The 25,741-nt window shown below is 66.4% G+C and carries 21 protein-coding genes; 1 reads left to right on the top strand and 20 read right to left on the bottom strand.

The genetic code is table 11. From position 1 onward, the window contains the following. Positions 1 to 15: 15 nt before the first annotated feature. The 12 genes from ABT114_RS23165 to ABT114_RS23110 all read right to left on the bottom strand — a co-directional run bounded on the left by ABT114_RS23165 (position 16) and on the right by ABT114_RS23110 (position 7,384). Positions 16 to 1,332, bottom strand: a complete 1,317-nt coding sequence (locus tag ABT114_RS23165) for a replication initiator (RefSeq protein WP_351144820.1) — start codon at positions 1,330 to 1,332, stop codon at positions 16 to 18. 115 nt (positions 1,333 to 1,447) lie between these two features. Further along, complete coding sequence (locus ABT114_RS23160) at positions 1,448 to 1,699, bottom strand: SpdD protein (RefSeq protein WP_351144727.1); 252 nt, start codon at positions 1,697 to 1,699, stop codon at positions 1,448 to 1,450. A gap of 14 nt (positions 1,700 to 1,713) precedes the next feature. Continuing rightward, positions 1,714 to 1,908, bottom strand: a complete 195-nt coding sequence (locus tag ABT114_RS23155) for a hypothetical protein (RefSeq protein WP_153288610.1) — start codon at positions 1,906 to 1,908, stop codon at positions 1,714 to 1,716. A 10-nt stretch (positions 1,909 to 1,918) separates the two neighbouring features. After that, entirely contained in the window at positions 1,919 to 2,110 is a 192-nt protein-coding gene (locus ABT114_RS23150) for a mobile element transfer protein (RefSeq protein ID WP_351144726.1), read from the bottom strand. Further along, positions 2,110 to 2,316, bottom strand: a complete 207-nt coding sequence (locus tag ABT114_RS23145) for a hypothetical protein (RefSeq protein WP_351144725.1) — start codon at positions 2,314 to 2,316, stop codon at positions 2,110 to 2,112. Before ABT114_RS23145 ends, ABT114_RS23150 begins: the two co-directional genes overlap by 1 nt. Positions 2,317 to 2,334: 18 nt before the next feature. Then, on the bottom strand, positions 2,335 to 2,958 hold the full coding sequence (locus ABT114_RS23140) for a DUF2637 domain-containing protein (protein ID WP_351144724.1): 624 nt from the start codon (positions 2,956 to 2,958) through the stop codon (positions 2,335 to 2,337). Then, a complete protein-coding gene (locus ABT114_RS23135; RefSeq protein WP_351144723.1) occupies positions 2,958 to 3,164 on the bottom strand; it encodes a hypothetical protein in 207 nt (68 codons plus the stop codon). Before ABT114_RS23135 ends, ABT114_RS23140 begins: the two co-directional genes overlap by 1 nt. A 76-nt stretch (positions 3,165 to 3,240) precedes the next feature. After that, complete coding sequence (locus ABT114_RS23130; RefSeq protein WP_351144722.1) at positions 3,241 to 4,623, bottom strand: FtsK/SpoIIIE domain-containing protein; 1,383 nt, start codon at positions 4,621 to 4,623, stop codon at positions 3,241 to 3,243. A 4-nt stretch (positions 4,624 to 4,627) separates the two neighbouring features. Then, positions 4,628 to 4,978 carry an SCO3933 family regulatory protein gene (locus ABT114_RS23125; protein ID WP_351144721.1) on the bottom strand — a complete coding sequence of 117 codons (351 nt, stop codon included), beginning with the start codon at positions 4,976 to 4,978 and terminating at the stop codon, positions 4,628 to 4,630. A gap of 124 nt (positions 4,979 to 5,102) precedes the next feature. Beyond that, positions 5,103 to 5,831: a GntR family transcriptional regulator gene (locus ABT114_RS23120; protein ID WP_351144720.1), complete on the bottom strand. Its 729-nt coding sequence runs from the start codon at positions 5,829 to 5,831 to the stop codon at positions 5,103 to 5,105. Positions 5,832 to 5,920: 89 nt separating this feature from the next. Next, a complete protein-coding gene (locus tag ABT114_RS23115) occupies positions 5,921 to 6,361 on the bottom strand; it encodes an ATP-binding protein (RefSeq protein WP_351144719.1) in 441 nt (146 codons plus the stop codon). A gap of 282 nt (positions 6,362 to 6,643) precedes the next feature. Next, positions 6,644 to 7,384: a GntR family transcriptional regulator gene (locus tag ABT114_RS23110; RefSeq protein WP_351144718.1), complete on the bottom strand. Its 741-nt coding sequence runs from the start codon at positions 7,382 to 7,384 to the stop codon at positions 6,644 to 6,646. An 81-nt stretch (positions 7,385 to 7,465) separates the two neighbouring features. Here ABT114_RS23110 and ABT114_RS23105 point away from each other — a divergent pair, with 81 nt between their 5' ends. Next, positions 7,466 to 8,563, top strand: coding sequence for a DUF1152 domain-containing protein (locus ABT114_RS23105; RefSeq protein WP_351144717.1), 1,098 nt, complete (start codon positions 7,466 to 7,468; stop codon positions 8,561 to 8,563). A 30-nt stretch (positions 8,564 to 8,593) separates the two neighbouring features. On the opposite strand, the gene ABT114_RS23100 is transcribed toward ABT114_RS23105, so the two are convergent. The 8 genes from ABT114_RS23100 to ABT114_RS23065 all read right to left on the bottom strand — a co-directional run bounded on the left by ABT114_RS23100 (position 8,594) and on the right by ABT114_RS23065 (position 25,711). Continuing rightward, complete coding sequence (locus ABT114_RS23100; protein ID WP_351144716.1) at positions 8,594 to 9,271, bottom strand: hypothetical protein; 678 nt, start codon at positions 9,269 to 9,271, stop codon at positions 8,594 to 8,596. Positions 9,272 to 9,756: 485 nt separating this feature from the next. After that, on the bottom strand, positions 9,757 to 11,694 hold the full coding sequence (locus ABT114_RS23095; protein ID WP_351144715.1) for a hypothetical protein: 1,938 nt from the start codon (positions 11,692 to 11,694) through the stop codon (positions 9,757 to 9,759). After that, the gene (locus tag ABT114_RS23090) at positions 11,687 to 14,218 is read right to left on the bottom strand and encodes an ATP-binding protein (RefSeq protein WP_351144714.1); all 2,532 of its coding nucleotides are present in this window, start codon (positions 14,216 to 14,218) and stop codon (positions 11,687 to 11,689) included. The genes ABT114_RS23095 and ABT114_RS23090 overlap by 8 nt, the downstream gene beginning before the upstream one ends. Before the next feature lie 15 nt (positions 14,219 to 14,233). After that, positions 14,234 to 15,595, bottom strand: coding sequence for a TRM11 family methyltransferase (locus tag ABT114_RS23085; protein ID WP_351144713.1), 1,362 nt, complete (start codon positions 15,593 to 15,595; stop codon positions 14,234 to 14,236). Between the two features lie 1,099 nt (positions 15,596 to 16,694). Continuing rightward, entirely contained in the window at positions 16,695 to 19,466 is a 2,772-nt protein-coding gene (locus tag ABT114_RS23080) for a pPIWI_RE module domain-containing protein (RefSeq protein ID WP_351144712.1), read from the bottom strand. Between the two features lie 32 nt (positions 19,467 to 19,498). Further along, positions 19,499 to 23,011, bottom strand: a complete 3,513-nt coding sequence (locus ABT114_RS23075; RefSeq protein WP_351144711.1) for a pPIWI_RE_Z domain-containing protein — start codon at positions 23,009 to 23,011, stop codon at positions 19,499 to 19,501. Continuing rightward, a complete protein-coding gene (locus ABT114_RS23070; protein ID WP_351144819.1) occupies positions 23,004 to 24,149 on the bottom strand; it encodes a pPIWI_RE_Y domain-containing protein in 1,146 nt (381 codons plus the stop codon). The genes ABT114_RS23075 and ABT114_RS23070 overlap by 8 nt, the downstream gene beginning before the upstream one ends. Next, positions 24,146 to 25,711, bottom strand: a complete 1,566-nt coding sequence (locus ABT114_RS23065) for a PD-(D/E)XK nuclease family protein (RefSeq protein WP_351144710.1) — start codon at positions 25,709 to 25,711, stop codon at positions 24,146 to 24,148. Before ABT114_RS23065 ends, ABT114_RS23070 begins: the two co-directional genes overlap by 4 nt. Between the last annotated feature and the right edge of the window lie 30 nt (positions 25,712 to 25,741).

Genomic DNA, 25,741 nt, shown 5'->3' with positions numbered 1-25,741 from the left:
CGTCACGCTGCGGATTCACGTCGGTTCCCCTTCCGTTCCGAGGGCGGGTTCGAGGGATGCGGAGAGCCAGGCTTCGGCGGCCGAGAGGCCGGTCCCGGCGAAGGCCCAGTGCGCGAGGACATACGTCGTCTCGGACTCGCGTTCGGGCAGCGCGGCGGCCGCTTGAGCACAGCGCCAGTCAGCGCGGGCGGTGCGAAGGGCGCCGAGGGTGGTGGAGTAGCGGCGGGATTTGGTGGAGAAGTGGCCGCGGAAGCCGAGCATGTGAGCCCAGGCGCGTAAGCGGAGATGCTCCAGGTCCTTACGGGCGCCGAGGGCCCATGCGGTGCGGATCAGCCGACGGGCGTGTTCGGTGAGCCGGGCCTGGGCCAGCTCGGCGAGGAATCTGAGCGGGCGGTCGAGGGTGCCGGTCGTGGTCTCGGCGCCCTTGGTCGCGTACTTCGCGATGTACGACGCAACGGCCCGCTCGGTCAGCTCCTGGCCGCCGTCGAAGTCGGCGGAGCGGATCGGGCGGACGTCGAGTTGCCGACCGAGGACGAAGGAGTGCCGACGGCCGTCGACTTCCGGGCCGTCGACGCGGGCGGCGGCCGCTGCGGCACGGATCGCGTCCGTCAGCAGCTCTGTGGACGCCCACGGCGGGGGCGGGGTGTCGCCGCCTTCCGGTCCGTCGAGGCGGATCACCGCGTGGAAGTGGACCGCGCCGCGCTTCTGGTACTCGGCGACCTTGGCGAACGAGACGCGAGCGTGGTCGCGGAAGGCCCGCTGGGCAAGGCCGGCGCGCTTGGCGACTTCCCGGCGGAGATAGATCGAGAAGCGGCGCCAGAGGGCTCCTGCGTGGGCGTTCCAGAGGACGGCGGCTTCGTAGTCGTACGAGTCGGGGGTGAGGGGTGTTCCCAGGGCCGGGTCCTGGTCGTCGTGGTGGGTGCCGCAGCGGCAGGCGCGGCCGGCTGAAGGGCGGTTGTGGACGGGGCCGAAGCCGGGGGCGGTGAAGGTGGCGAAGACGCGCGGGTGTGTGGCGACCTGGTCCGAGGTTCCTTTGCCGCCGCGGAGTCCGGCGGTGATCAGGTGGAAGGTGTCGCGGCGGTAGGTCTCGGCGCAGGCCGGGCAGCGGGTTGCGCGTCGGTTGTTGCAGCGGACCAGGAGGTTGCCGGCCGGGAGGGCGGTGGAGTCGAGGTGGTGCAGGGCGCGGCCGATCTCGCCGGTCGCGGTGTCGACCGCGTATTCGGTGCGGTGGCCGTCGAGGCGGACGGGGCGGGTGCAGCCGCCCAGGGTGGAGAGTTGGCGGGCCAGCTCGGGCAGGGTGCCGAGGGAGGCCAGCGTGGAGAGTTCCGCCAGTGGGGGCGGAGTCTGCCGGGTGATGATGGGGGTTCCTTTCGGCTGTTTCGGCGGCGGGAGCGGCGGCCCCGGGGCGGCGGGATGCTTGGCGGCTTGTTGCCCCCCCGGCGGCCGGTCAGCGCTTGTTGGCGCCGGTGACGAGGGAGCGCAGGACCACGGCGGCGATGGCCACGGAGATGGCCGTGACGGCGACGGCCGCGAGGAGTGCGGTCAGGACGATTCCGACGACGACCATCGCGGCGACCGCGCCCACGTACGGGCTGAGGGATTGGTGGCCGGCGGATGGCGCCGGGGTGTGGGTGTGGTGGGTGCTGAGGGCGTTCGAGCTGGGCAGAGTCGGGACGTCGGGCAGCTTGGGGCGGAACACGAGTTGCCTCCTTTTCAGTCGTGGGTGCCGTTGACGACGTCGACCCCGGAACGGGTGCCGGAGTCGATGACCGGGGCGAGGAAGGTGCGCGAGAGCAGGAAGCCGAAGAGCGCGATCACGACGACGATCCAGACGCGGACGCCGAGGAACTTGATCGCGGCCCAGGCGATGAGCCCCAGGACGAGGACGAGCGGCAGTGAGACGGTCATAGGAGCTCCCTCAGCGGGCGGCGCAGCGGTGGGTGCGGGCGGCGAGTTCGGCGGCGGCGCGGCTGTCGTAGTCGGCGGAGAAGCCGCAGCGCGGGGCGGTGCAGGCGGCGGTGTGCTTCTCGCGGCCGCGGCCGTCGTAGTACGTGGCGACCTGGACGGGGCCGATACGGACGACTCGGCGGAAGCGCGGGTTGGCGGGCATCAGCCGGTTCCCTTCTCGTTCTCTGCGGTGTCGTTCTCTCCGGTGAAGTCGGCGACGTGGTCGGCGAGCCAGCGCAAGATCTCGTCGCCCTCGTAGCTGTCGGCGGCGAGGATGACCGGCTCGGCGATCAACATGGCTTCGGTGAGGCGGTTCTGTCGGGTCAGCTCGGCGGCGCGGTTCAGCGCGCGGAGCGTGGACGGGCGCACGGTGGGATGTCCTCCGGGTCAAGCGAGTTGGGCGGCGATGGCTTCGGCGAGCGGCAGCGGGACGCCGAGACGGGCGCGAAGGGTCGAGGTGTCGATGGCCGTCCCGGTCCGGGCGTGGTGTTCGTCGGCGACCTTGCGGGCCAGGGCGACGAGGGCGGGCGGCACGGCGACAGGGAGAGAGGGGGCGGCGGGTAGTTCAGGAGCCGGGGCGGTCGGTTCGTCCTCGTCGAGCCGGGCCGGTGCCCTTTCCCGTCCTGGTTCCGGTTCCGGTGTTGTGGTCGGACCGCGGTGGGCGAGCAGGGTTCCGCCGAGGAAGGCGACCGCGGGCCATCCGGCGACGAGGATCCGCAGCCAGGCGGGGACGTCGCCCAGGTCGAGGAGGCCGGCGGTCGCGACGTTGGCTCCGAGCGAGGCCGTCAGGGCGACGAGGAACCAGCACCACGCGGCAGCTTTCGGTCCCCCGGTGCGGAGCCGGTGCCAGGCAGCGGCGAGAAGCAGGTCGACCGAGACCGGATAGGCCCAGGCCTTCCATCCGCTCTGCCCGGCAGCGGCGGCGAGGTCGTGCAGGTGGGCGAAGGACAGGGCCCCGGCGATGACGGCCTGGACCAGGACCGCGTCCGCGCGGAAGGCTGGGCGGGACATCAGTGCGGCTCGCCGGGGTAGTCCGGGCCGTCATCGGGGTCGTAGCCGGGCGGGAAGATGCCGGGCGGCGGCTCCGGGAGGGACGCGGCCAGCGACACGCCCACGGCGTCGATGAAGGTCATGTCGGCGTCCGACGTGTCGGCGTACAGGGCGAGCTGTCCCAGCAGGACGACGGTTCGGGCGAAGTCCTCGCAGTCGGGGCACATGGTGGGGGCTCTCTCCTTTCGGGCATGGCGGGGTAGGGACTTGGCGCGATGGCGCGTCGAGTCAGGGGGGGTGGGGTTACTCGGTGACCGGCCGGGGGTGGCTTACCGGCTCGGCAGGCTTCACGGTCGGCGCGGGCGGGACGTAGGGCCGGAAGGGGGAGAGCGCCGGTACGTCGGGGGCGAGGTGAGCCGTGTCGCGGCAGGTGGCCGCAGCGTCGGCGAGCGAGATGTACGGCGTACGGATGCGGGACCAGCCGCCGGAGGTGTCACCGGCGACGGCGAGACCCGGGCGTTCCGCAGGGATGGAACAGGCGGCGTACACGGCTTCCGGGGCGATGTCGCCGAGTGCCATCTTCGCGGAGGCTTCGTCGTTGACGCGGTGGGAGACACGGCCGGTGAGCTGCGCGCGGAGCATGGTGGCGCCCTTGCCCAGCTCGGCGCCGAAGCGCTGCCCGCAGACCTCCAGATAGATGCCAGCCGCGCGGCCGAGCTGGGCGAGCCGGATGAGCTGGGTGACCATCTCGTCCCGCCGTTCCTCTTCCTTGCGCGTCGCGACGAGGAAGAGTTCCGCCACCTCGTCGACGAACAGCACGATGGGCGAGGGGCGTTCGTCTTCCGGCAGACCCCAGATGTCGGAGGTGATCAGTTCATCGGGGGTGCCAGGGGCGATGCCCTGTCGGGCCTTGATCAGGTCGTATCGGTCCTCCATTTCCTTCACGAGCACCGGCAGCAGTTCGGCCGCCTGCTCGGGATCGGTCGCCAGGGCGGAGAGCCGGGCGGCGAACGGCGAGAGCTCGACACCGCGCTTGCAGTCGATGCCGACCAGGACGACGGGCTGCGCGGCCAGGCCGGTGATCAGGTTCCGCAGGTACATGGACTTACCGGACAGCGTGGCGCCGAGGACGAGTTCGTGCGGTACGGCCTGGTAGTCACGGACGAACGCGGTCGCGTCCTCCCGCAGCGCCACCGGCACCCGCAAGAGATCGCCCTCGGTCCCGGTCCGGCGCGGCATGCGCACCTTGCGCAGGACGTCGAAGCCGACGAGCCGCAGTTCGACGACTCCGGGCTTGATGTCCCGTACGTACACGGCGTGGACGCCCCAGACGTGCCGGAGGCGTTCGGCCGAGGCCGCCACGTCCGCCGGTTCCTGGCCCGGCGCGAGCCTGAGCCGCATACGCAGACCGGTCGAGGTGGGCCGGATGATGCCCCGGCGGGGCGGTACCGGCCGGACCTCCCGTCGAGTCGTCGCCCTGATGGCCAGGGCCCGCCAGCGGGGAGGCTCGACGGTCAGGCCGCAGGCGTCCATGGTCGAGGAGTACGAGGCCAGCAGCCGCGCCACGGAGACCGGCAGCCCGACCGTGGACCAGTACGCAGCGGGGTGAGCGTGCCGGAGGTAGGCCGCGCCGCCTATCGCAGCGAGCGACCCGCCCAGCTCGGCCACCGTCACCAGGTCCGTCACGCGATCAGCCCGCCTGAGCCATCGGGAAGGCGCCCGGCATGACGGCGGTGGCCCGGTAGGCGATGCCGTGGCGCTGCTGGCCGTTGAACACGCTCTGCCAGGGGCGGGCCACCAGTCCCGGCAGCGCGACCGGGGCGCCGACGGTCAGCCCTTCCGTGACGCCGCTTTCGGGGACGGTGACCTGGATCAGGGCCGATTCGCCCTCGTCGATGTAGACGACGCCCACGGTCATCAGGGCCTCGCCACTCACGGCGTCCTTGGCGATCTCACCAGTCTGCCGGTCACGCACCTTCGGTGCCGGCGCTTCGGTGAGCAGGATCGTGGCGGACGAGGCGTCGATACGGATCACACGCACAGAGAGTTCTCCTTCTGAGATCGGTCAACCTGTCACCTGACAGGTTGACTTAGCAAGTTCGAAGTTAGAGTTGCCAGGTTGACTTGTCAAGTGGGGATGGAGGCCAACGGCCCCTGTTCTGGGCTTAGTTCAAGCGGTATGTGTCTTCGAGCTCCTGCCCATCGGCAGGAAGCAGCACGTCGGAGACCTGTAGCGCCTGGCCCGACGCATCGAAGGCGATGACCAGAACGCTGAGCACGGGAACCCCGTCGGGCAGGCCGAGAAGCTCAGCTTCACCGGTATCAGGCAACCGGGCAGAGACCCGCTCCGTCACATGGTCATAGCGGACCTTCTTCCGCCCCTCCAGGTGCTCCCGGACCCCGGCACTCAACGGCTCGGAGCTCCCGAGCTCGGTGCCGTCGACCAGGCCGGCGGGGAAGTACGACGAGACGAGCTCGACCGCCTCCCCCTCCTCCTCGACCAGGAAGCGGCGCATCAGGACTTCGGCTCGCTTCGGCAGCCCGAGCACCGAGGCGACGCGCGCCGGAACGGGCACGCGATCCACCGCGACCAGGCGCCCCGGAGTCTGCGACTCATCGCGCTCCAGCGCTTCCCGCCCTCGCCGGTTCTTCTGCTCGACGACGGCCGGCCGACCACGCACGATGGTGCCGAAGCCCTGCCGGGACTCCAGCCAGCCGTCCCGCTTCAGCAGCTCCAGAGCGCGAACCACGGTAGGCCGGGACATCCCGAACGCCTGGACCAGCTGATTCTCACTGGGCACCCGAGTGCCCGGCGCGTACGTGCCATCCTCGATGCGGCGCTGGATCGTCTGGGCGAGGCGGACGTACTTGGGTGCCTCCACTTCATACGCCATGAACGCCGCCTGTCGAGATTGGCCAAGTCAACTGGTCAACCAGACTAGCGAGAAAACCCGTTGCGCAGTACTGCTGCGCGGCACCCGAGTCAGTCGTCGGGCCAGGCATCGGCCATCACGAAGGAGACGACCGTACCGCCGAAGCGGCTGGGCCCGGACTGCCAGGAGTCCGCGATGGAGTCGACGAGCAGCAACCCACGCCCGTGCGCGTCATTGGCCTCGGGGCGCCGCAGTCGCACGTTCGCCGGATACCCCGGATTGTGCACGTCGACCCGGAGCGAGATTCCCTCACGGAACCACTCGACCTGGACGATCCACGGGTCGTCCGACCGGCCGTAGACGACGGCGTTGGTCACCAGCTCGGAGAGCATCAGTACGCAGTCGTCGACCGAGCAGGCCGGGTTGTACGGAGCGATGAACTTCCGGAACCAGCGCCGGGCCCGGGGTACGGACTCCGCGACGGGGTGCAAGGTCATCGCACCGAGTCGCGGTGAGTCCGCAGAGGGATAGCGGTCGATCGTGTAGCCCATCCGCGTTCACTCCCTGCCGCTGCCGTCGCAGTCGAGGCAGCGCCGTTTCGATGTGGGACGGACACGGTCATTGACGGTGGAGAGCGCCAGGGCCGTACGGGAGCCGACTCGCTTCCAGCCGCGCCCACGACATCCCCGGCAAGGTAAGTGCGCGCCCTGATCCGGCTGCCGACTCGTCACACCGTGCCCCCTTCAGTAAGTGGCCTTAGCCACTTACTGGATAGTGGCATTAGCCACCTGCGACGCGCAAGCGGTTCTGTCGAAATGACGAGCCGTCAGCTATCAGGTGAGGGGATACCCCTGCTCGAACGCCCAGCGATGCGGCGGGTAGGTGGCTTCGGCGAACTCCAACGGCCGATCCTGGAGGTCGAACACGACATGGTTCACGATCAAGACCGCCGAGCCTGACTCCAGTTGCAGGTCTTGAGCCTCCTCGTCCGTCGCCTGCCGAGCACACATGCGGTCCTCGGCGTAACTCCCCTGCCGTCCCGTCATGTTCTCGACGTACATCAAGGTGCCCTCCTGGATCCGCTCGGGCTCCAGGAGCTTGGGCGCCCGCTGCCCGACGTCCGGCGCGAACCACGAAGTGGACAGAGTGATAGGCCCGTCCTGGTTGTTGGTCACGCGCCGGCGATGCACGGCCCGACGATCCTTCACCAGCCCCAGCGCCTCAGCGACGTGATCCGGAGCCTCCAGCCAACCCGCCGAGGTGATCACCGCATACTCGCCAGAGGTGTAAATCTTCCCGGTCTGCCGCGCCCGGCCGTACAACTCCCGGGCCCTGCGGTTGACTTCGAGGCTGCGCACGTACGTCCCCGACCCCTGCCGCTTCTCGACGAGCCCCTGATGGCTCAACGCTTCCAGAGACCGCGCGGCCGTCGGCCGGGACACCTTCCAGGTGGCCGCCAGTTGCCGTTCCGAGGGGACCTCATCCCCCGGCCGCAGGTCGCCCCGAAGGATCTGATCGCGGATGAAGTGAGCGATCTGGAGATACTTCGGCTGCGCCTCCTCGATCTGAGGCATGTCCCCTCCTCGTCCAAGTGGCTATGGCCTCTAGCCACTATAGGGTGAGTGGCCAGGGGGCGAACCCGTAATGTTGGGCCCATGACGCGGTTGATCGTCGCAGCAGGAGGAGGGGGCGACGCCGTCGCCGCCGCAATGCTTGACGCCGCTCTGTACGGCGCCGAGCCCGACCATGCAGTGATCCTCACGTACGCGTGGGACCGCTTGCTGATCGATCCAGTACCGGGTCCACGAGGCCCCGACAACTTCACGGGCCTCGAACCCGTGACCCACGCAGTCTGGTCGGTACCGGCCAGCGCCCGCCCGATCGCTCCAGCGGGATCCACCCTCCCCCGCCTCGCGGCAGAACTCCCGCACACCTTCGCTCTGATCGACCCCCGCCACGGCGCCGAGGGCATCACCCGCCAACTGGAAGAACTGATCGGCCACTTCAAGCCGACCACGATCGACCTTCTGGACGTGGGCGGCGACATCCTCGCGCGAGGCGACGAGCCGACGCTCAAGAGCCCTCTTGCCGACGCTCTGACGCTGGCAGCGTGCTGCCAGGTAGACGCTCCCATCCGGCTACTGGTCGCCGGCCCCGGCCTGGACGGCGAAGTCCCCGTCGACGACATACGCAGCCTGTTCGGCCCGCTCGTCCACAAGTTCACCGCGGAGAACACGGACCCGATCAGCTCGGTCCTGGAATGGCATCCCTCTGAGGCAACCGGGATGCTCGCCGCAACAGCACGAGGAATCCGAGGCATCTGCGAGGTCCGCGACGCCGGCCTCCCCATCCCCCTCACGAACGAGAGCCCGACGGTCCACGAAGTCGACCTGGACGACGCCCTGAGCCGCAATGAATTGGCCCGCGCGGTCGTGGCAACCACCGCCCTGGATCAGGTGGAGGATCTGAGCCGCGAGGTCTGCGGCTCCTCAGAGATCGACTACGAGCGCAACAAGGCCCTTTGGCTCAAGGAGCAACAGCCGACGAGGCTCGACCCCGAATCGGTCTTCCGCCAACTCTCCCGGTTCGAGGCAGAGGCCCGAAGCCGCGAAGTCACTCACACGACGTTCCGCCACCTCACCGAGGTCTTGAACCTCGACGGCTCACAACGCGATGACCTGCGCCAACTGCTCATCAACAGCAGGCCGGAGCGATACACAGCCCCACTGTGGCACATCGCAGCCGCCACCTAAGTCGCTGAGACGGCACGCTCACACGGCTGGTTACGGCTGAGGCGTGTCTGCATTGGGATCGCCAGCCTTGCGCATCAGCTCGCGCATCCTTTGGTTGAACAAGGCGCTTAGCGGCTCCTTGTCTACGTCCACATCGTCATCCGGGACAAAGTCCCAGTCATAACCGACGCTGCCAGGTCTGCCTCGTTGCTGGAGCACCCTAACGCCACGCCCGTCTCCGAACTCGATTCGGTGCTCCGCCACGGTTCGGTCTGGCACACGTACTTTAAGCGCAGGCCCGAACAGCGCCACCGCGTTTCGCCCCACCGGCATAAGGGCAACTGTCGTACCGTCCCAGAGACGGATCTTGACCAGCCGCGCCAGTCGGTCAGCGGCATACACCGCGCTGGCGACGAGATCAGCAGGGTCAGGACGTTCCTTGAAGTCCACGTCTGATATCTCTCTGACCGGGAGCCGATCAGTGCCGCCACCGCGCCGGATGAGGTACAGCGCCCTGTCAGAGAGAGCGACATGAACTCGCGGGCCACGGCCGCTCAGGATCTGGAATAGATCGGAGCCGCCTTGGCAGATGTCGACCTCCAGAACGATCTCGCCGGGCTCCATGAACGGTGCGAGTCTGCGTTGCGCGCGGGCCACAGCCCGCTCCTTGAACCTGAGAAGCACCAGGTGAATGTAGCTCTGAAGCGTTGGCACGGCGAGCAAATGCACAAATCTCGTGGTCCAGTCGTAACGACGGCAAGTCCTCTGCAGCAACGCCTACTTGATCAGGAGCCGCCTACACGCGCCAGAGGCCACGTGAGTAACAACCTTCTTCACGGGTTCAAGGCGGCTCGCTCCGCTCACCGCGCGCGGCCCGGCCCCCGGCCGGGCCTGCGCTCCTGTCTCCGCCCCGCTCCAGCCCAGCCGGCGCCCGTGCCGCGCGCACAGCAATCAGCCACCCCATGCCAGAGAAGAGGTGCATCGTGGCTGGGGCCGGTCGGCTCCACGGCTTTAGCCACCTCCCCGATCCGGGTCCCGCGTCGAGCAAGACCAGGGGGCCACTCGTGCACATTGCGGTCAGGCCCAAAGCCTGCCCGAGTTGCCAACCAGCGTACGGCCCCCTGATCATGCTCGACCCCAGACCGGGCAGGCCACCGGCCAAACCCGCTCCGCCGCCTCCGCGGTAATTCCTTACCTTCCTGGCACCGCGGTAATTAGGCGTTGGTCTTATCGATTAGGCTCGGATCAAAGGCATCCCGGGAGTCGCGCTGCGCCATTCGAGAGAGCAAAGCCGAGCGATACGGTTCCCGGAGGCGTCCGACTCGTTTGACCCCGTAGGTGATTGCTGACTGCGATAGAGAAATTAGCGCTTCCAGCTTGGGCGAGGCCACTGTTCCAGTCAACGCAGCTGTGATTTGATCAGCCGCCCTGCCTGGCATCCCATGTGGTTCCATAACCTTGTAAGCCTCTACTTGCTTCGCCACCCATGTGCGCAAGAACTTGAAACGCTCCTGCCAATTTGGCAGAACGTGGTCGGGCATCTCCTGCTCAGTGGCCATAAAGGCATCGCCGCTGGCGCTAAGGACACACATGTCTAGGGCTGTCAGCGGCACATAATGTTGCTGGCTCAGCTTGACCTCGACGCCACCACCCGATTCCTCAAAGAAAAACGGAAGGTCAAATGAAGTCGCCACGCCTCCCCCTGGGTGCGTGATTACACGTCCTATGGCAGGACTTTTCAGAGGTGCGAGCCTCACAAACTCCAGACCATTTCCCCGCTTTCCGTCAGCGCGAACAGCCAAGTCGCAAGGCTGAGCAAGCAGGATCATGTGATGCACTGCTCCCGAGCGTCGCAACTCCGAGGCGACGTTTCCAGCAGCGCTGCCGCGTTCATAGTGACGCTTCTCAAACTGATGCGGCTTCTCAACGAACTTCTGGAACGCAAAAACGTCCCCCACTTCCAGCGGGAAATGAAGCTCAGTCAGATGATCAGCCGACTCAAAATATTCAAGCCGTTCAATATTGGCCAGTTCCTGACGAACACGATCGGAATTTGATGTGCTCGGCATCTTCACCCTGCTCAGGCTCGTCACTAGTTCGCTAGACGCGTGAACCGTGCGATCAGCGCGAAGCTTGGCCCGTACAGAATCCTGTGTGAATGCCGTAGCAATCCGCAACAGCGTCTCAGGTCCCCAGGTTCCATCCGTGAGCCTGTCACCATTAAGCGCAGCCTCAAGCGTGTAGGGATTGATTAGTCCCACCTTTTCGATCGCCTCAGCCCACGTCCCGCTTACTGCCTCGGCGAGGCCCCCTTGCAAGCGCTCCAGCGCTGGTGCCAGCAACGTCAGTTTCAGCATGCGCGGGAACCCATCCGCGGTCAGCGAAAGACGGCCTTTTGCAATGACGAGGAACCTAGAGGAATCTGCATCAAACTGCTGGGAAAGAGTCTTCCACGCCTCGACCTCGGCGTCATCCGGAGACACCGTATGCGTCAATAGGCCAATTCGCCAACTGTCGGGAGCATCGTGAAGCAGCGCAGATATCTGCTCTTCTCCGGCGTTCTGCGATGCCCCTTCTCTACTGAAGTCGCGATCGAACAGGATAAGCGTGCTCTTACCGTCTGCAAGCAACGTAGTTCGCTGCTTGCGCCAGTCGGAGAGTGAGAGAGTAAGAAACTCTCTGGAGTCGGCGAGCAACCCTCGAAGGCAAGCGGCGGCCGGCTCATCTTCTTCCCCCGGAAGCCCAACGCCTTCTGACCCCAGGCGGTCGTCTGCGATTTGGCGTATCGCCTTACGCTTGCTGGAATCTAGAGACGTCCACGCGTCCCTCATTTCATCGAGGACTAGCTCTAGTGGGGCTGACGCATCCCGTAAAAGCGTTACCTCGGGAATGATGTCAGCGATCTTTTCCCGGTCTGCGGCCAACAATGCACCTTCGGCCAGAGCTGCTAGGACGCCTTCCCCATCGTCCTCCTTCTCGGCATACCAGTCATCAACACAGATGACGCGCTCGACCGCAGCCAGTTCAAGCAGTTGATGAGACGCAACCTTTGCATCGAAGGTAAAGCCAGCATCCATATCGGCTTGAGCTGGAATCCGAGACAGGCCCCCACGTGCCGCTACATCATCCTTCGCGACACTCTCTTCATGCATCAACACACATCCCCCCCAGGTTCAGCTGGAACTTATAGAAGCGACCGTTGTTATTTCGGTCCTGGGCCAACTCGATCCCGCATCCCTCAGAATCAAGCAGCTGTGTCACTACGTAGAGACCCAACCCCCTCCCTTCTCCCCGTTTTTTGAATGATACAAACGGTTCGAAGAGTGTCGACTCTACGCTTCGATCGATCCCCCGGCCGTTATCACTGACGACCAAATAAGGCGCATTGACTACAAGGGATACCTCGGGAGAGCTCTGGACGCCCAACCTGTGATCCTGAAGAAGCCAATACTCGCTGTTCAGCAGCAAATTATCAAGAATCTGAGTCAGTTTCCCCCTATTCACCTCGACCATGAAATCTTGACCGACCTCAAGGGTGATAGAGATCGGCCCCTTGGCCCACCTGTCACGATGATATTCTGCGACGTCTCGACAGAAGTCGCTAATCATGATCCTTTCCCGACGTTCACGCATATATCGCAGAGATGGATTTAGGTGAGCTAGTTGACGCTTCAAGGCACTCGCCGCCGACTGCACGTACTGGATATAGCTAGAGAGTCGCCTATCGGCGATTTCCGCTTCAGCAAGGTGTCGCCGAATTTGAGCACTTCTAACTGCGATGCCCTCGGCTACATGGGCCACCTCGTGCGATACGGCCTCAGCGGTGAGACCTAGTGAGACGGTCTCCCAGGTTTGAGCTAGTTGCTCGCGGAGTCGGTCTGATTGTGCCCGCAAAATCTGCAACACGGCACGCTCGGACTCTAGGGACTCAACAATCTCCTCAATTTCAACGACGGACTGCCCTCTGCGTTTATCAGCAGCTTGCAAACTTGACAACTCCTGCGCGATAGCAGGATCCACTGAGCCGGCGAAGAGTGAGCGCTGACTCGCGTCGAGTTCATTGGCGACACGCTCATGACTCTTGGCCGTTTCCTCGACGTCGTCCCGCAGGGCCCTAAGTCGCTGTTTGGCGGTCACAATCGTGCGCGATCGAGTGTCTTCGACGTGTTGAATCAAGATCTCTGAACTCGCCGCAGGGTCGATACCGGCCCTCGAAACCTCGACCTCCTGGCGATACTCGTTATATGCACGCCGGATGAAAGTTTGGAACTGTTCCGTGAAAGAGCGCCATCCCTGCAATAGGGCCATCAGGTTGCGATAGTGAGGCGTGTCTGCAAAACCTTCACGGTCTGTGGTTTCGACAAGCTGCGCGTTATGGCGCGCTGAGATATCGAGAAATCCCAAAGTATTTTCAGGGCGCAAGGTGTAGTAGGAAGAGCCGCTCGTCTGCCCTTTTCGAAACCCAAGCCAGTCTTCATCCATCCGAACACCGAAGCCGTCACGGTAAACTCGAACCCCTGCAAGGCTTCGCAAATAGTTTCGGAATTCACTGCGATTATTGAATGCCTCGGGATGCCCTTGTCCGATGGTTACGTAATCCACCTCGCCGCGGAAAGGACCGGGGTCAGCGGGCGTCATATCACCCTCTTCTGACCGATGTAGTGCCACATTGTCTAGATCACTCAGAGCGATCGTTCTGTGTGTACTTAAGAAGTAAGGCGCCTCAGCAGGGCGACAGTTGAAGGCCTCCATCTGCCTGGCTCGGTGCGTACTTAGCCAGTCCAAGAAGGCTGCGCCTGAGTCAGCCTCAAGGAGAGAATCAAAAGCGACTCGATCTTCTGCCCTCGACCTCTCTTGGGGAGCCCAGTAGCTCAGCGAGGCTTCCCCAGCGACGTCAAGCTTGCCATTTTCGTAGTTCAGCAGATACCGGACTTCAGCAGCGTTCCTAACGCGCGACGGCAGGTCGTAAAGGTCAATACGCTCTTCGTCAACCTTTAGGAGGATCCTGAGACCCCGCTCATCGCCATACGGCGAGATCAAAACAGATAGATCTTTCTGCAGAACAGACGTGCCGTCCTCCGACCCACCTTTAGCAGCGTCGCGCCACTGCTTGGGTTCTCTCAGGTGCGTGATGGTCAAAGTTGTCCCAGCCGGCTCCTTACTCGGTCGAGTCACTAGTGACAGATCGACTTCGTTGAGCGATGACTTACTCTGGAATGCACGCCAGTCAATAGTGAGTTCGTGCTCGACCACGGCACCCGCTGGTCTAGTCACAATGGATACAACTTCGCCGAGTCGCTGCGCCCCCAGACGGCCAAGTCCTTTATCTCCCAGGGGCGTCCTCCCGAGATGCGTAGAAAGGCCCCGAGCTTTCATCTCACGCTTCACGGAATTGCTGATTGTGAGCCAGCCACGCCTGATTTGCTCGACAGTCATTCCCGTGCCATTGTCTTTAATGACAATCGCCGGAGCATCCGAAGTCTCTGTGTCAGCGAGCCCAGTACGGATAACGATCTCTGCCCAAGTCGCATCCGCGTCATAGCAATTCTTTACAAGCTCGATCAGTGCCTGCATTGAATCAGTAATGAGGTCTTCGCCAAGCTTGAACACAACAGACGGGTGCACTTCAAGGTGCAGAATGTCTGCCGACCCAAGTCCGTCGTAAGGCTGAGACACTATTCTATCCCCTTCCTACGAGCGAGAGTCGAGGTCGGTGTAACTAGGGCCCCGCATGACCAGGATGCTTTCCGTATTCATTGTCTCGCCGCTGGCATTTCTGAACGCCATGCGCTTCGACCCGCCAGGGATTTTCCTCTCTAGCGTTTCGATGTGACGAGAGCCGCGAAATGCTAGTAGGTCTCGGACGATAGCCACCGTGGGCACAGGGACGCCGCTGATCTTGCGTTCGCCGAGCGTCCAGAACATCCAGGCGTTACTACGCAATTGAGCCGTGATGGCGTCCAATGATTGATCGAGGTCGTGGACGAAGCCGACGAACCTTGACTGTGCATTTCTCGGGTGAGCTTGTAGCTGGTCCAGGCAATGCGTGAAGGCGGGAGACTTTTCTCTCAGCTCATCAGCCCAAGCGAGAGCACCTTTGAGCTTTCCCCCAAGGCTGATTGAATCGATGGAGCGAGTGTTCTCAAGGAGTTCTTGCCGCATACCAGGCACATCAGAGCAATCAATCCACTGCAGAGGCAGATAGCTATGTTGACCGTAGGTAACGGTAGTGACGTTGTCCCCATAGGGTGGCGACGTCATGAGGACGTCGACTGCTGCTCGGTTCCTCTTTACAGGCATGCTCCTAGCATCGCCAACGCTACACGAGATTTTGAGATTAGGGTTTTTGCGGAATCCTCGAGACAAAGTCTCCGCTTGGTCCTTAAGCTGCTCCATTTGAGACGCAGAAATTCGAAGGAAGGTCCCGATCGTGTCAATTTGCCGCGCATCGATATCATCAGCACTATAAGAATGCAGTTTCACCGTAGAGGTTCGGCTGTTACTCACAAGCCGAATAGTCTCAGCCATAGCTACCCAAAACGCCTGACGCGTAGCCTTGCTACGCTCGGCCGAGATTGCCCTTTTCAGTCTCGACAAGTCACGGGTGACATCGGCGCGGAACCATTTGTCTCTATTATGAAACTCGACCTCGATCTCTTCGCTCGAGTCCTCAGTGACGCGCAGCGCAATTCTCTGACGTACTCTGGTCAACTGTTCCAAGTCATGCACCTGTGATTTAACCGTCGCCAGCAGAACGGCTAACGGATTGATATCGGTCCCAGAAAATGAAAGTCCTCGACTTGCTGATTCCAGCATCACAGTGCCGGACCCCATGAAAGGGTCTATAACTGAAGCAACGGCTGGATCTACAGCCTGCACGTCCTCCAGCAGAGCACCCTGCAGCTGAGGGACCATCATTGCCGGGTAGGCAAAGATGCCGTGGCCCGCCTCACGGCGGGAACGCCCCGAGAACGACCAGAACTCCGGTGTTGAGGTGGCCCGCTCCCGGAGCTTGGATGCCAGCTCTTCCTCAGCTTGAGCGGCTAGCCTCACCGGGGCCTCCCGAGCTGCTCCCAACGGGTCTCCACCCTGCGCTCTATCTTCAGTCGCATTGGACACCGGTGGGTGAACCATCGCACGCTCCATCGAGGCGAACCCCGTTCCATTTTCGTTCAACGCGGCCCCCCGCCTGTCTAGTTGCACCTACATGTACGCAGATTGAATCAGATGACTGCCTGTCACGTCACGAGCACGTCAGGCCAGAACGGTGAGACGTGCAGGTCTAGTTGATGACCTTGTAGTTCGCAGCTCGTCTCTCCGTTGACAGGTGTGCCGGCCCGTCGGAGGGTTGGGGTGCTGCTTGGTCATCCCGGGACGCTGACGTGTAGAGCTTGGGTACGCGGTGGGGATCACGACACGGCCGCGTGAAGCGCGCAGCCAAGCTGCTCCGATGAGTTGGTCTCTGATCCCTTCTCCCTGCACCACAACTATCGCTGACTTCGCAGCTCAGCAGACATAGCAGCCGTCGAGGTAGGGCCACGGTTGCATCCGTGAGCGGGAGAGGTTGGCTCAGGCTACCTGCTCCAAAACGTGGACTAGTCGTGGACCGAGAGACCTACGTAGCGGGGTTGTACCCCTAGTGACCTGCCGATACGAAGGAGAGGGAATCGGCCTCCGGAGCCGTGTGCGCAGGTTCGAATCCTGCCGGGGGCACCGGAAATTTAGGCCCTGACCAGCGGAAACGCCGGTCAGGGCCTTTCTTGTGCATGCCAAAACGCACACGGCCTAGTTGGCCGTAACCACTCGACCCCCCATGGCCCTGATCAGGGGTTTTCCATGGCCGATCGGATGAAATCCCAATTGTCCGATCCCGCGAAATTAATTCCTGTGGGACATACGTGGGTCAGAAAGCCGCATGATGGATCCGTCATCCCCAGGAGGCCCCTTTGACCTGCATGTTTACCAAGCGGGACAGTCAAAAGGGACACGGAGAAACAGGCCGTTGCACTTTCCCGGACCAGATTCGACACAGTCTCGCGAAGGCGTTCGCGCCCGCCCGACAGCGGTATGCCCCCATGTCCGACTCACACGAGGGAACAATGATTCCTATCAGCGTCGATCGTTGGGACGCCCCATGCAGGCGGCGCCTCGCTCATGGAGCGGATGACATGCTCCCCTCCTCCTTCGTTCCGGCCACCGGAAGCACGTACTCACCAGCGAGACGCGCCAAGTGCAACGGGAGGGGCCGGGCGAGCGGCGGGTAGTCGTCTTGGTAGCGCAGCTGGTGCGTGAGCGTCGCCCACTCCGCCGGCCGGTCAGGCAGGTCCCCTTCACGCCCCGAGTCCGCCAGCGCCTTCTCCGACAGGCAGCCGAGCACGGTGATCTCCAGCTGCCCGGGGTTCCAGGCCGTCTTCCCGGGTGCTGTCCGGCCCTGTGCCGTGGGCGCCAGCTTCATGAGGCCCTTCGGTAGTTTCGCCACTGTGTGCGGCTTCGAGGCCGTACTCGCGAAGACACGGCTCTCCGTCTCCGCCGTCCCCCACACGCCCTCGGCGAAGCCGACCCTGCCCTTGGCGTCGTGGGCGTACCACTCCGCCACTTCCTCCCGCGCGTTGGCGTCCCGTACGAGCACCACCCGCAGGTCGTCACCGTAGAGCGTGTGGCGCTGGGCTGGTTCGGTGCCGAAGCCGAGCATGTCGCGGTCCAGCTCGCCGTTGCGCAGGCGAGGCCAGCACTGGCGCAGATTGCCTGCGTCCGCCAGCACGAGGGTCGGGCGACCGCGGAGCTGGAAGAGCAGCGCGCGGATCTGCCGCTCGGCCTCCCGCTGCCTGTGCTGCTCCACACCCGGGCGGGCACCGGGCCTGAGCCCGCCCCTGGCGGTCACGCCGTCGCCAGGGCCACCCGTATCAGTCTCCTTCCCCGTCTCCGCCACCGGTTCCACTGCCTGGGAGAGCAGCAGCAACAGCTTCGGGTACGGCACCCATTCGGCGCGCTCGGCGTCCCACCCCTCGATGACGCCCGGTCCTTCGTCCCCGGGGCGGACCCGCACCGCGACAAGCCGATGGACAGGGCGCCGCGTGGGCCCCTTCCTGGTGTGGCGTACGAGCCAGAGCGCCACGTACTGGAGTTCGCCGGGAACTCCGGCCCCCACTCGATGGGCGGGCGGACTGATCGCGCCGAGCTGCCGAAAGGCGTCCAGCCAGGTCCACTTGGCCCGGTGCTCCAGGCCACTGTCGGTGTCGTCGGGCAGGTTGACGAACTGGCTCAGCCGGCCCTGCCGCGCCCAGGCGATGCGCAGCGCATGCTTGGGATCGGAGTCGGGGACGGCGGCGAATCGCTCCTTGCCGGCGATCTCCGTGATCACGACTCCGGCCGCGTCGGGACGCGGAACCACTCGGTCCGCCACAAGTCGGCAGCGCCCTTCGACGGCTTCGGCCAACCGGACGGCCCTGGGGCGACTGCGCTCCCGGGAGACCGGCAGGGCGTCGGCCAGGGGTCCCGCGGGCCGGGCCCGTACGCGGATCTCGACCCCCTCGCCCCGCCACCGCCAGGTGTCGTCGTCGGCCGGCCCCTCGCTCTCCCCGGGAGGGAAGCCGATGAGCTTGGGCAGTTCCGCGAGCAGGGCGGCACGGGTTTCCGGGGACTGCCAGAAGACGTCGATCTCCAGGGGACGGCCGTTGAGTGCGCGTGCCAGCGCCGCCCGCCGCTGCAGGGCCAGCTGCGTGTCCCGGACGCCCGGACCACGTCCGGCTCCCGAACGAGGCAGCAATGAGGGGGTGTTGCTCCGGGTGACCCGTGTGAGGTCGGGGACCCGGGTCAGCATGGGGCGCAGCCCTTCCTCGACCCAGGCGTCCAGATCCGCCCGCTCCCGTGCCATCAGCCCCGGTCCAACCTCATGCGGGCCGATCGACGGGTGGTAGACGATGCCGGCGGCCACGTCCCCGGACCCGTTGATCCAGCGTTCCGGGTAGGAGAAAAGCGCTTCCGGCTGCGGGTAGTTGCGTAAGATGTCCAGCTCGGGCAAGAGCGGTGCGGGGCTGTGGTGGCGCCAGGCCAGTTCCTTCAGCCGCCGATCGTAGCCGAGGGTGTTCACCATCAGCCGGTGGCCCCGGTCCGGCCCTCCCGGCCATGGCAGCGGAGCATCGAGCAGAACGGTCGTGCCGCCGAGCTGGTGGGGGCGCACGTCCAGCTGAGTGGCCCAGCGGCGTACCTGCGTGGACACATGGACACGGAACCGTGGGGCGAACGGCACGGTGTGGACGGTGATGTTGAGGCAGGCCGAGTAGTACCAGGTCTGCCCGCGGCGCTCGTACCGCTGCGGCGGCCAGGAGACAAGTCGCGCGCTGTTGCCCGAGCTCTCGACGCGGAAGTGGAGTGTGGTGCCCCCGGTGCGGAACGTCCGGGCGGCCAGCCGGAAGGCGACCCACTCGGGCAGCAGGCCGTAGAGCCGTGCGGTGGGTTCGGCTGTTCCGCCCGCCGAGGTCACGGTCTCGGTGAGGTCGACCGATTCGGTCTCCCAATGTGGCAGTTGGACGGCCTCGGCCGGGTCGTCGGAGCGGAGCCTCTCCTCCAGATCGGCGCCCTCGGTGTCGTCCTCCTCCCGGTACATGCCCGCCGCCCAGGTGCCGATCACCGGGGCCAGCACCTCCGGCGGGACGGCTTCCCGTGCGTAGAGCCACGGCAGGCGGCCGTCCGTTCCGGCATTGCGGCCGGTCGCGATGACACCGGGGGCCATCGCCTGGAGCAGCGAGTTGAGCCTGCGTACGGGGAGCCGATCAGGGCGGACGGAGCCCTGGTCGGCCTCGGCGTGCATCCTGGTGAGCTCGGTGTGCAACTCCTCGCCGAGCCGCAGCACACTCATCTCCTCCCGCCACGGTCCATGGAGCGGGTCGGGTTCGTAGGCCGCGTTGCGAATGGTGTGATACACGAAATTTCCTCCTGGAAGCCGGAGTTCGGCGCTTACGGGTGGGCCGGGTCGGGAGCAGAGGCGAGCAGGCGGGTGAGCATGCGCCAGAGGGGTTCGTACAGGGCGCGGGCGATGAACTGCTCCTCCGCGCTCTTCGTGTCGCCGCCGAAGTACGGGTCCAGCACGTCGAGGACGCTGTGCAGCAGGCTGGACTTGAGAGTGTCGGCCTGCTGTGGTACGGCCCCGCGGTTCGGGGCGAAGGCGGCGTCGACGAAGACCACCCGGGCCGGTACGCCGCCGCGCACCAGCCGCCCGATCACCTGCCACATCAGGACCAGCATGTCCCAGGTGACCTGCTCCCTCACCTCGTCGTCGAGGCGGCTCCACGCCATCGAGCGGGCGAGCACCTGGTACCAGCGCGAACGGGCGAGGCGGCGGACCTCGTCGGCGCCTTCCTCGACGGTGGCCTGTCCCCGTACCCAGGTGTCGAAGTCACCGCCGGTGACGGCGCGGACGATCCAGTCGTTGACGGCGTGGACGGCCAGGGACAGGTCCTCGGGGTGCGGATTGGGCCGTGCCAGGAAGTAGACCGTGCCGATGGCCGCCTCGTCGTCGTCGTTGAGGATGTTGTGGCCCCGCTCCACGGCCAGCAGGGGCGCCACGAGGATGTTCGCGTCGAGGTCCTTCAAGTGCTCGACGTCGCCCCGGCGCAGTGACCGGGCGCGGTAGGCGGACGGCGCCTCGTCCTCCGGGGCGATCTCCTCGTCGTCCGAGACCAGGCACAGCACGCTGTCGCGCCAGCGGGAGTTGAGGTTGTGCAGGGTGTCGGCCACGATGCGCGCCTCGGCATAGCTGCCGACCAGCAGGAGGATCTGGTCGCGCTTGCCCGGGCGAAGGGAGAGCAACTCGCGCTCCAACGGGCCTCCTTCGGGAGCGTCGTACTCCCCCGCGCCGAGGTAGGTGGCAATGCGGCGCAGCTTCTCGGGGCGGTCGTCCGGGTGGGTTCCCGACAGGCGCAGCTTCTCGTCGCCGTCGTCGATGAACTCGAAGCGCATCAGGCTCTCGTTCGCGATGCGTTCGGTCACCTCGGCCGGCGGCTCGATGATCACACCGACCGGGACGCAGACGTGGTAACGGCTGGACGCGCCCGCCCAGCTGCTGCCGGACATGAGCAGCAGATGGGCGCCGGGCCTGCCGTCGACGGAGGCCAGGTGGGGCATGGCGCGCAGCAGCTCACGTCCGACGCCGCTGCAGCGGAAGAAGGTCAGCTCGCCACTGCGAACCCCGCCCTTGTCCTCGCCCGGGACCCGGAACTGGAAGCCGAGTACGTTGCCCATCGGTGCCTCGGGCACCATCGGGCCGTAGTCGAGCGGCCGACGGTACATCGTGTTGTAGCCCAGGCTGAGGGCGGCCTCGACGCGGGGCCACATGGCGTTGATCATGGCAAGCCGGGGTTCCAGGGCGCTGAGCAGCAGCGTGAACTCGAAGCGTTCGGCGAGCTCCTGGTGCCACTGCTCAGGTGTCTGGGGCGCTGGCTTGGGCTTCCGGCGGCGGCCTCGCCCCTTCTGCCGTTCCTCCTCCTCGCGCTGCCACTCGTCGTACTCCTCTTTGTACTTCTGCTGCCGGGCGGCCATGTACTGCGGGTCGATGCGGAAGACCTCGTCCATGACCTCGGCCAGGTGGCGCCGGGTGTTCTCCGGGTTGCCGGTGTGGAGCAGTTCGTTGAGGAGGGCGGTCAGCCGGCTGAAGTCCTCCTCCGTCCTACGGCGGCGGTCGCCGAAGGGGTTGTCGCGAAAAGCGTCGAGAAGCTTGCCGAGAGCCCGCCTGGGGGCGTGGTTCCCGTGTTCCGGCCCGCTGCCGTCGGGGAGTTCGTAGCGTTCGTCGAGCAGTCCGAGCTGTAGCGTCCAGGCGCTGAAGTAGCCCGTCCGCACCCACCTGCGCAGGTCGTACCTGGCGACGAGCATCGCGTACAGCCTGTCGGTGGCCGATCCGGCGGTGTTGAGGGCGGCGGCGAAGGTCTCCACGTCCCGTTCGGAGAGCTGGGTGCGCCCGCTGGCCGCGAGCTCCCGGATCTTGTGCCGGCTCAGCTGGTCGATGAGGCCCTTGTCCTCGTCGCTGGCGAGGACGACGGCGGGTGCGAAGGTCTGGTCGAACTGCATCTGCACACGGTCGGCCTCGTCGATGATGACGAGGTCGCTGCGGCGGCAGGCGAGTTCGAGGTAGCGGATGCGCTCGCCGTTCTGGGGGCTGGGCGGCTCGGCGTCGATCAGTCCGGCCGGCGTGGCCACCCAGATCAGGGCGCCGACCAGGGTGCGGGCTCCGTGGTGCCGGGGGCAGGCGGACCAGTATGGGCAGCTCGTCGCGCTCTTCTGCCATTCGGAGGCCCGGCCGCCACCTTTGTCGCGCCGCGGGTCCGACGGTGGCCGGAGCCGGGAGCAGGGTGCCTCGCCGAAGGCGAGCGGCTCGGTGGACGAAGTGGCGCCCTGCCGCCTGACGTTGAGCACGCAGGAGGTCCCGAGGTAGGCGAAGGCGGGGTCGTCGTGGGCGAGCAGACGGTGCTCGCCCCGGCCCGCCAGCCGACGGTGCAGCCGCTGCGCGTGCCGCTCCCGGCCGGAGGACCCAAGCACGGGTGCGGCGGCGCCGTCGGTGTAGAGACCGTAGAGCCGAACGAGCTTCAGCACCTCTGCGACGTCGGTGACCACGATGGTGGTGCGCTTGCCGAGCTTGGCGAGATGGACGGCGATGATGTCGCGCAGCGTGCTCTTGCCCGCGCCGACGATACCGAGCAGGTGCTGGATCCCGTCGACCGTGAACGAGAAGTCCTCGTCCTGGCCGGCCTTGTGGAACGTGCCGTTCTCCTTGGCGGACAGGTCGAAGGCCCGCAGCCGCTCCAGCCAGCGCGGCGGCCTTCCCTCGCCGGCGCGGGCGTGCGTGGCATCCATGTCCGCCGCGGTGCGCTCCAGGCCCTTCCTGGTGAAGACCAGAGGCTCTCCGCCGCCGGCCGGTTCCAGGTCCATGTCGTGGGCGACGAGGGGGGTGTGGGGGACGGACGGCAGGTCGACGACGGCCAGGGTGCGGCTGACGGGGAAGGCGTGCGGGCCCTGGCCCGCGACCGGCATGCGTTTGCCCGCCAGCGGCGGTGCGACACGCAGCAGTTGCTCGTAGACGGGGAAGCGGTCTCCGCCGACGGAGAGTTCGCGGCGGGTGGCGGGCGACTCGATGTCCGGTACGTCGTAGCCACGCACCCTGGGGTCGAACAGCTGGTAGGTCTCCAGCGCCTCGCGCCAGGTACGGCCCCTGCGCAGTGTCCACAGCGAGTACCGAGCGACACGCAACGTCCGCGCGGTGTCCGGCGGCAGCTGCGCTCCGTGTGCCTCGGCGAACCCGTATCCGCTGAACAGTACCCAGGCACTGCCCGCGGGACTGCCCGGCATCAGTTTCTGCTGGAGGTACAGGCCGAGTTCCACCTGGCAGTGGTCTTCCAGGGCGGTCTTGCGGACGTCCGGCCCAAGGAACGCCTTGATTGCGCTGAGTACGTCGGTCAGCGGCGGGGTGATGCTACGCATCGTGCTTCTCCTCTCTCCGTGCCCGACCCAGGTCGGGCACGAGGTCCACGGGTGTGGTGAGCACCAGCCGGTCCCGCAGAAGCGCGGGAAGGGCGTCGGTGAAGGCCCCCCGGTAGCCGTCCCGTCCGGCGAGCGCGTCCGGGACCACAACGAGGGTGCGGTCCGCGAGGGGCGCGCTGTCGGTGAGATGTGCGGCGAGGAGGGCCGACTGCAGCCGGTCGTACACCCGGATGTCGACGATTCCGGGACCGGTGTCCCTCAACCGGTAGGCGGACAGAGGCCCCAGCAGGGGCTCGTGGTCGATCCCGGCGCGATCCAGCGCGTCCAGGGCGGCCTCTTCGGTCCGATGCGGCAGTGCGAGGAACGTCCGCAGTGGACGCCGCAGGATCCACGTCTGTTCCGGATCGCGGATCAGTTCCGGAGGGTCGTCGCGCGGGCATTCCTCCCCCTCGCACCAGATGTCCGCGTCGGTGGCGGACGACACGGGTACGGGCACGGCCCGGTCCCTGGGCAGCGCGGGGAGCCCGCACGAGGGGCAGCGCAGGAAGTCGCCGTCGACGAGCAGGGATTCGGGCAGCGGCCCGTAGAGGTCCTTGACGCGGCTCCAGACGGCCTTGCTCCAGCCGGGCCCGAAGCGGTCCTGCCGGTGGACCACCGGGTGGCGGGCCAGGAAGCTCCGGCACTGCCGGTAGCGCTCGCCCGTTCCGCACCGCGCTTCCAGGTCGCCCAGAAGCGCGCGAGCATGCGCCGCCACGCCCCCGTCCGGCCCGTGCGAGGCGACTTCGAGGCACGACCGCGTCGGCATCCGGCCGACCGGGTGTACGAGCGTCGCGCCCGGGGTGACCAGGGAGGCGGGAACCGCGAAGAGCGGATCGCCCGCCGGCTTGGTCCGGCACCACTCCCACAGCTCCGGAAGGCTCCTCGGCGGTGTCTCCCCGACGTCGAGGCAGTGCATCACCGTGCGGTCCAGCGCACGCTGGGCGAGGCCGGGATAGGGCAGGGCGAACGAGCGCAGGCCCTGAACCTCGGCGAGGGCAGCCACCATGCGGGCAAGCTCGCGGAAGAGTTCGCTGCCCGCGCCCTCAGATTCCTCCCCGGTGTCTGGCCGGTCGGCCCGGCGGGCCGCCCCCGCCCTCATGCCGCGGCCTCGGTGGCGGCCGACACCGAGCACCAGCGGGCCACTTCGCACCGCTGGCAGGAGCGTCCGGGCACGGCCGTGTAGCGGTCGTCCCCGTGCCAGTCGGCCACCATCGTCCGCAGGACTCCCTCAGCCGCGGTCCGGTTGGCGGAGGCGAAGGGGTCGATGATCTCCAGGTCGGCACCGCCGGGGCGGAGCACCTCAAGCTCGACCCGGGCACGGGACGGAGCGCCGCCCAGGTCACCGCGGCCGATCAGCACGACCGCCAGGGCTAGTTGAGGGTAGAGCTCCAGCAGGCGACGGTTGGACCGCCGGTCGGTGGCGGAGGTCTTGGTCTCGCGCCACACCCATGAGCCGGCGTCCCGGTAGAGCAGGTCGGGTGCGGCGATCACCACCACGTCGGCGACGGTGTCGTGCCGCACCACCCTGGGTTCGGTCCGCACGTCCGTCCCGTCCCCGACGCACCGCAGCGGGCAGACCGCGGCGTGCCGCCGCAACAGGAAGGCGCCGAGGGTGCGTTCGCGGTCGGGCAGGTCGAATCCGTCCGGCACCCACTCCTCGGGAACCTCGACCGTGCACGGTCGAGGCGATCCGTGGCCGTGCCGGTCGGCGAGGTAGGCGTGCAGGGCCCGGCCGCGCTCGGCCGTCACCTCGCGCTCGACGGAGTCCGCCGTGGGCAGGTGCAGCCGGCGCATGTGGTCTCGGGCCGGGCAGGCCCGGTAGTTGCGCCCGTTGGTCACCGACCAGGTGCGTCGGGGCCGGTTCGGCGACTCGATGCCCAGCAGTCCGGGCGCCGCGCGCAGCGCCGGGCAGACCGACAGGTAGGGACATCCGCCACAGGCGGAGCCGGGGCGGTATTCCCGTCCGTCCAGTACGCTGGCCAGGGCGTCGGGGCCGTGCTCGCGGTACCGGGCGAGCGCCTGCTCCCGGCTGCCAGCAAAGAGCTCCCGTGTACGGCCGTCGAACAGCGCGAACTCCAGGATCCGTACATGCTCCGGCGGCGGCCCGGGGGTGCCCTCGGCCAGCACCAGGGCGACGGCAGCGACGAACCCGTCGGGCGGCAGCTCCCGGTTCAGGCGGTGCACGGGCAGACGGAGTTCACGGTAGGCACCGTCGGCGGAGGCCAGGCAGCGGCCCCACACGGTGAAGCGGTACTCCTGGGCGTTCCGCGAGTCGGGGCCGGACGGCCGGTAGCGGTACGTCCACGGCTCCGGGACCTCGTTCAGGGGGCGTTCCGGGTCCGCGGGGAAGGCCGCCTCGTACGCCTTCACACCATGGTCCGACCATGTCCTCAGGCCGTCGTGCAAGGGCGCGGTACGCGTCCGGGGCAGGCTGCCGGAGGGCCGGAAGCGGGCGTCGCAGGCGGCCATGAAGGGGCCCAGAGTGAAGTTCTCCAACCGCTCGCGGCGGCGCGGTACGGGGTCGGCGGTGTGGTAGCCGCGGGCCTTGAGAGCGTCAGCGGCAGGGCACCGGAATTCGCCTCCTTTGAACATTCCGGCGGATACCGTGATGACTTCGGAGGTGCGGGTCACCCCGTCGGGGGGCAGCCACGGCTGTGACATTTTCTGCTCCATTTCTGCACGGAGGAAAGA

The sequence above is a fragment of the Streptomyces sp. NPDC002088 genome (assembly GCF_040296605.1).
Classification (GTDB): domain Bacteria; phylum Actinomycetota; class Actinomycetes; order Streptomycetales; family Streptomycetaceae; genus Streptomyces.
Note: the sequence above shows the minus strand (reverse complement) of the source record. Positions and strands in the feature narration are given on the sequence as shown.

Excerpts from the sequence above, each read along its gene's own strand:
- ABT114_RS23155 (WP_153288610.1), bottom strand. The coding sequence starts at position 1,908 with ATGACCGTCTCACTGCCGCTCGTCCTCGTCCTGGGGCTCATCGCCTGG.
- ABT114_RS23150 (WP_351144726.1), bottom strand. The coding sequence starts at position 2,110 with ATGCCCGCCAACCCGCGCTTCCGCCGAGTCGTCCGTATCGGCCCCGTC.
- ABT114_RS23140 (WP_351144724.1), bottom strand. The coding sequence starts at position 2,958 with ATGTCCCGCCCAGCCTTCCGCGCGGACGCGGTCCTGGTCCAGGCCGTC.
- ABT114_RS23135 (WP_351144723.1), bottom strand. The coding sequence starts at position 3,164 with ATGTGCCCCGACTGCGAGGACTTCGCCCGAACCGTCGTCCTGCTGGGA.
- ABT114_RS23120 (WP_351144720.1), bottom strand. The coding sequence starts at position 5,831 with ATGGCGTATGAAGTGGAGGCACCCAAGTACGTCCGCCTCGCCCAGACG.
- ABT114_RS23115 (WP_351144719.1), bottom strand. The coding sequence starts at position 6,361 with ATGGGCTACACGATCGACCGCTATCCCTCTGCGGACTCACCGCGACTC.
- ABT114_RS23110 (WP_351144718.1), bottom strand. The coding sequence starts at position 7,384 with ATGCCTCAGATCGAGGAGGCGCAGCCGAAGTATCTCCAGATCGCTCAC.
- ABT114_RS23105 (WP_351144717.1), top strand. The coding sequence starts at position 7,466 with ATGACGCGGTTGATCGTCGCAGCAGGAGGAGGGGGCGACGCCGTCGCC.
- ABT114_RS23095 (WP_351144715.1), bottom strand. The coding sequence starts at position 11,694 with ATGCATGAAGAGAGTGTCGCGAAGGATGATGTAGCGGCACGTGGGGGC.
- ABT114_RS23075 (WP_351144711.1), bottom strand. The coding sequence starts at position 23,011 with ATGCGTAGCATCACCCCGCCGCTGACCGACGTACTCAGCGCAATCAAG.
- ABT114_RS23070 (WP_351144819.1), bottom strand. The coding sequence starts at position 24,149 with ATGAGGGCGGGGGCGGCCCGCCGGGCCGACCGGCCAGACACCGGGGAG.
- ABT114_RS23065 (WP_351144710.1), bottom strand. The coding sequence starts at position 25,711 with ATGTCACAGCCGTGGCTGCCCCCCGACGGGGTGACCCGCACCTCCGAA.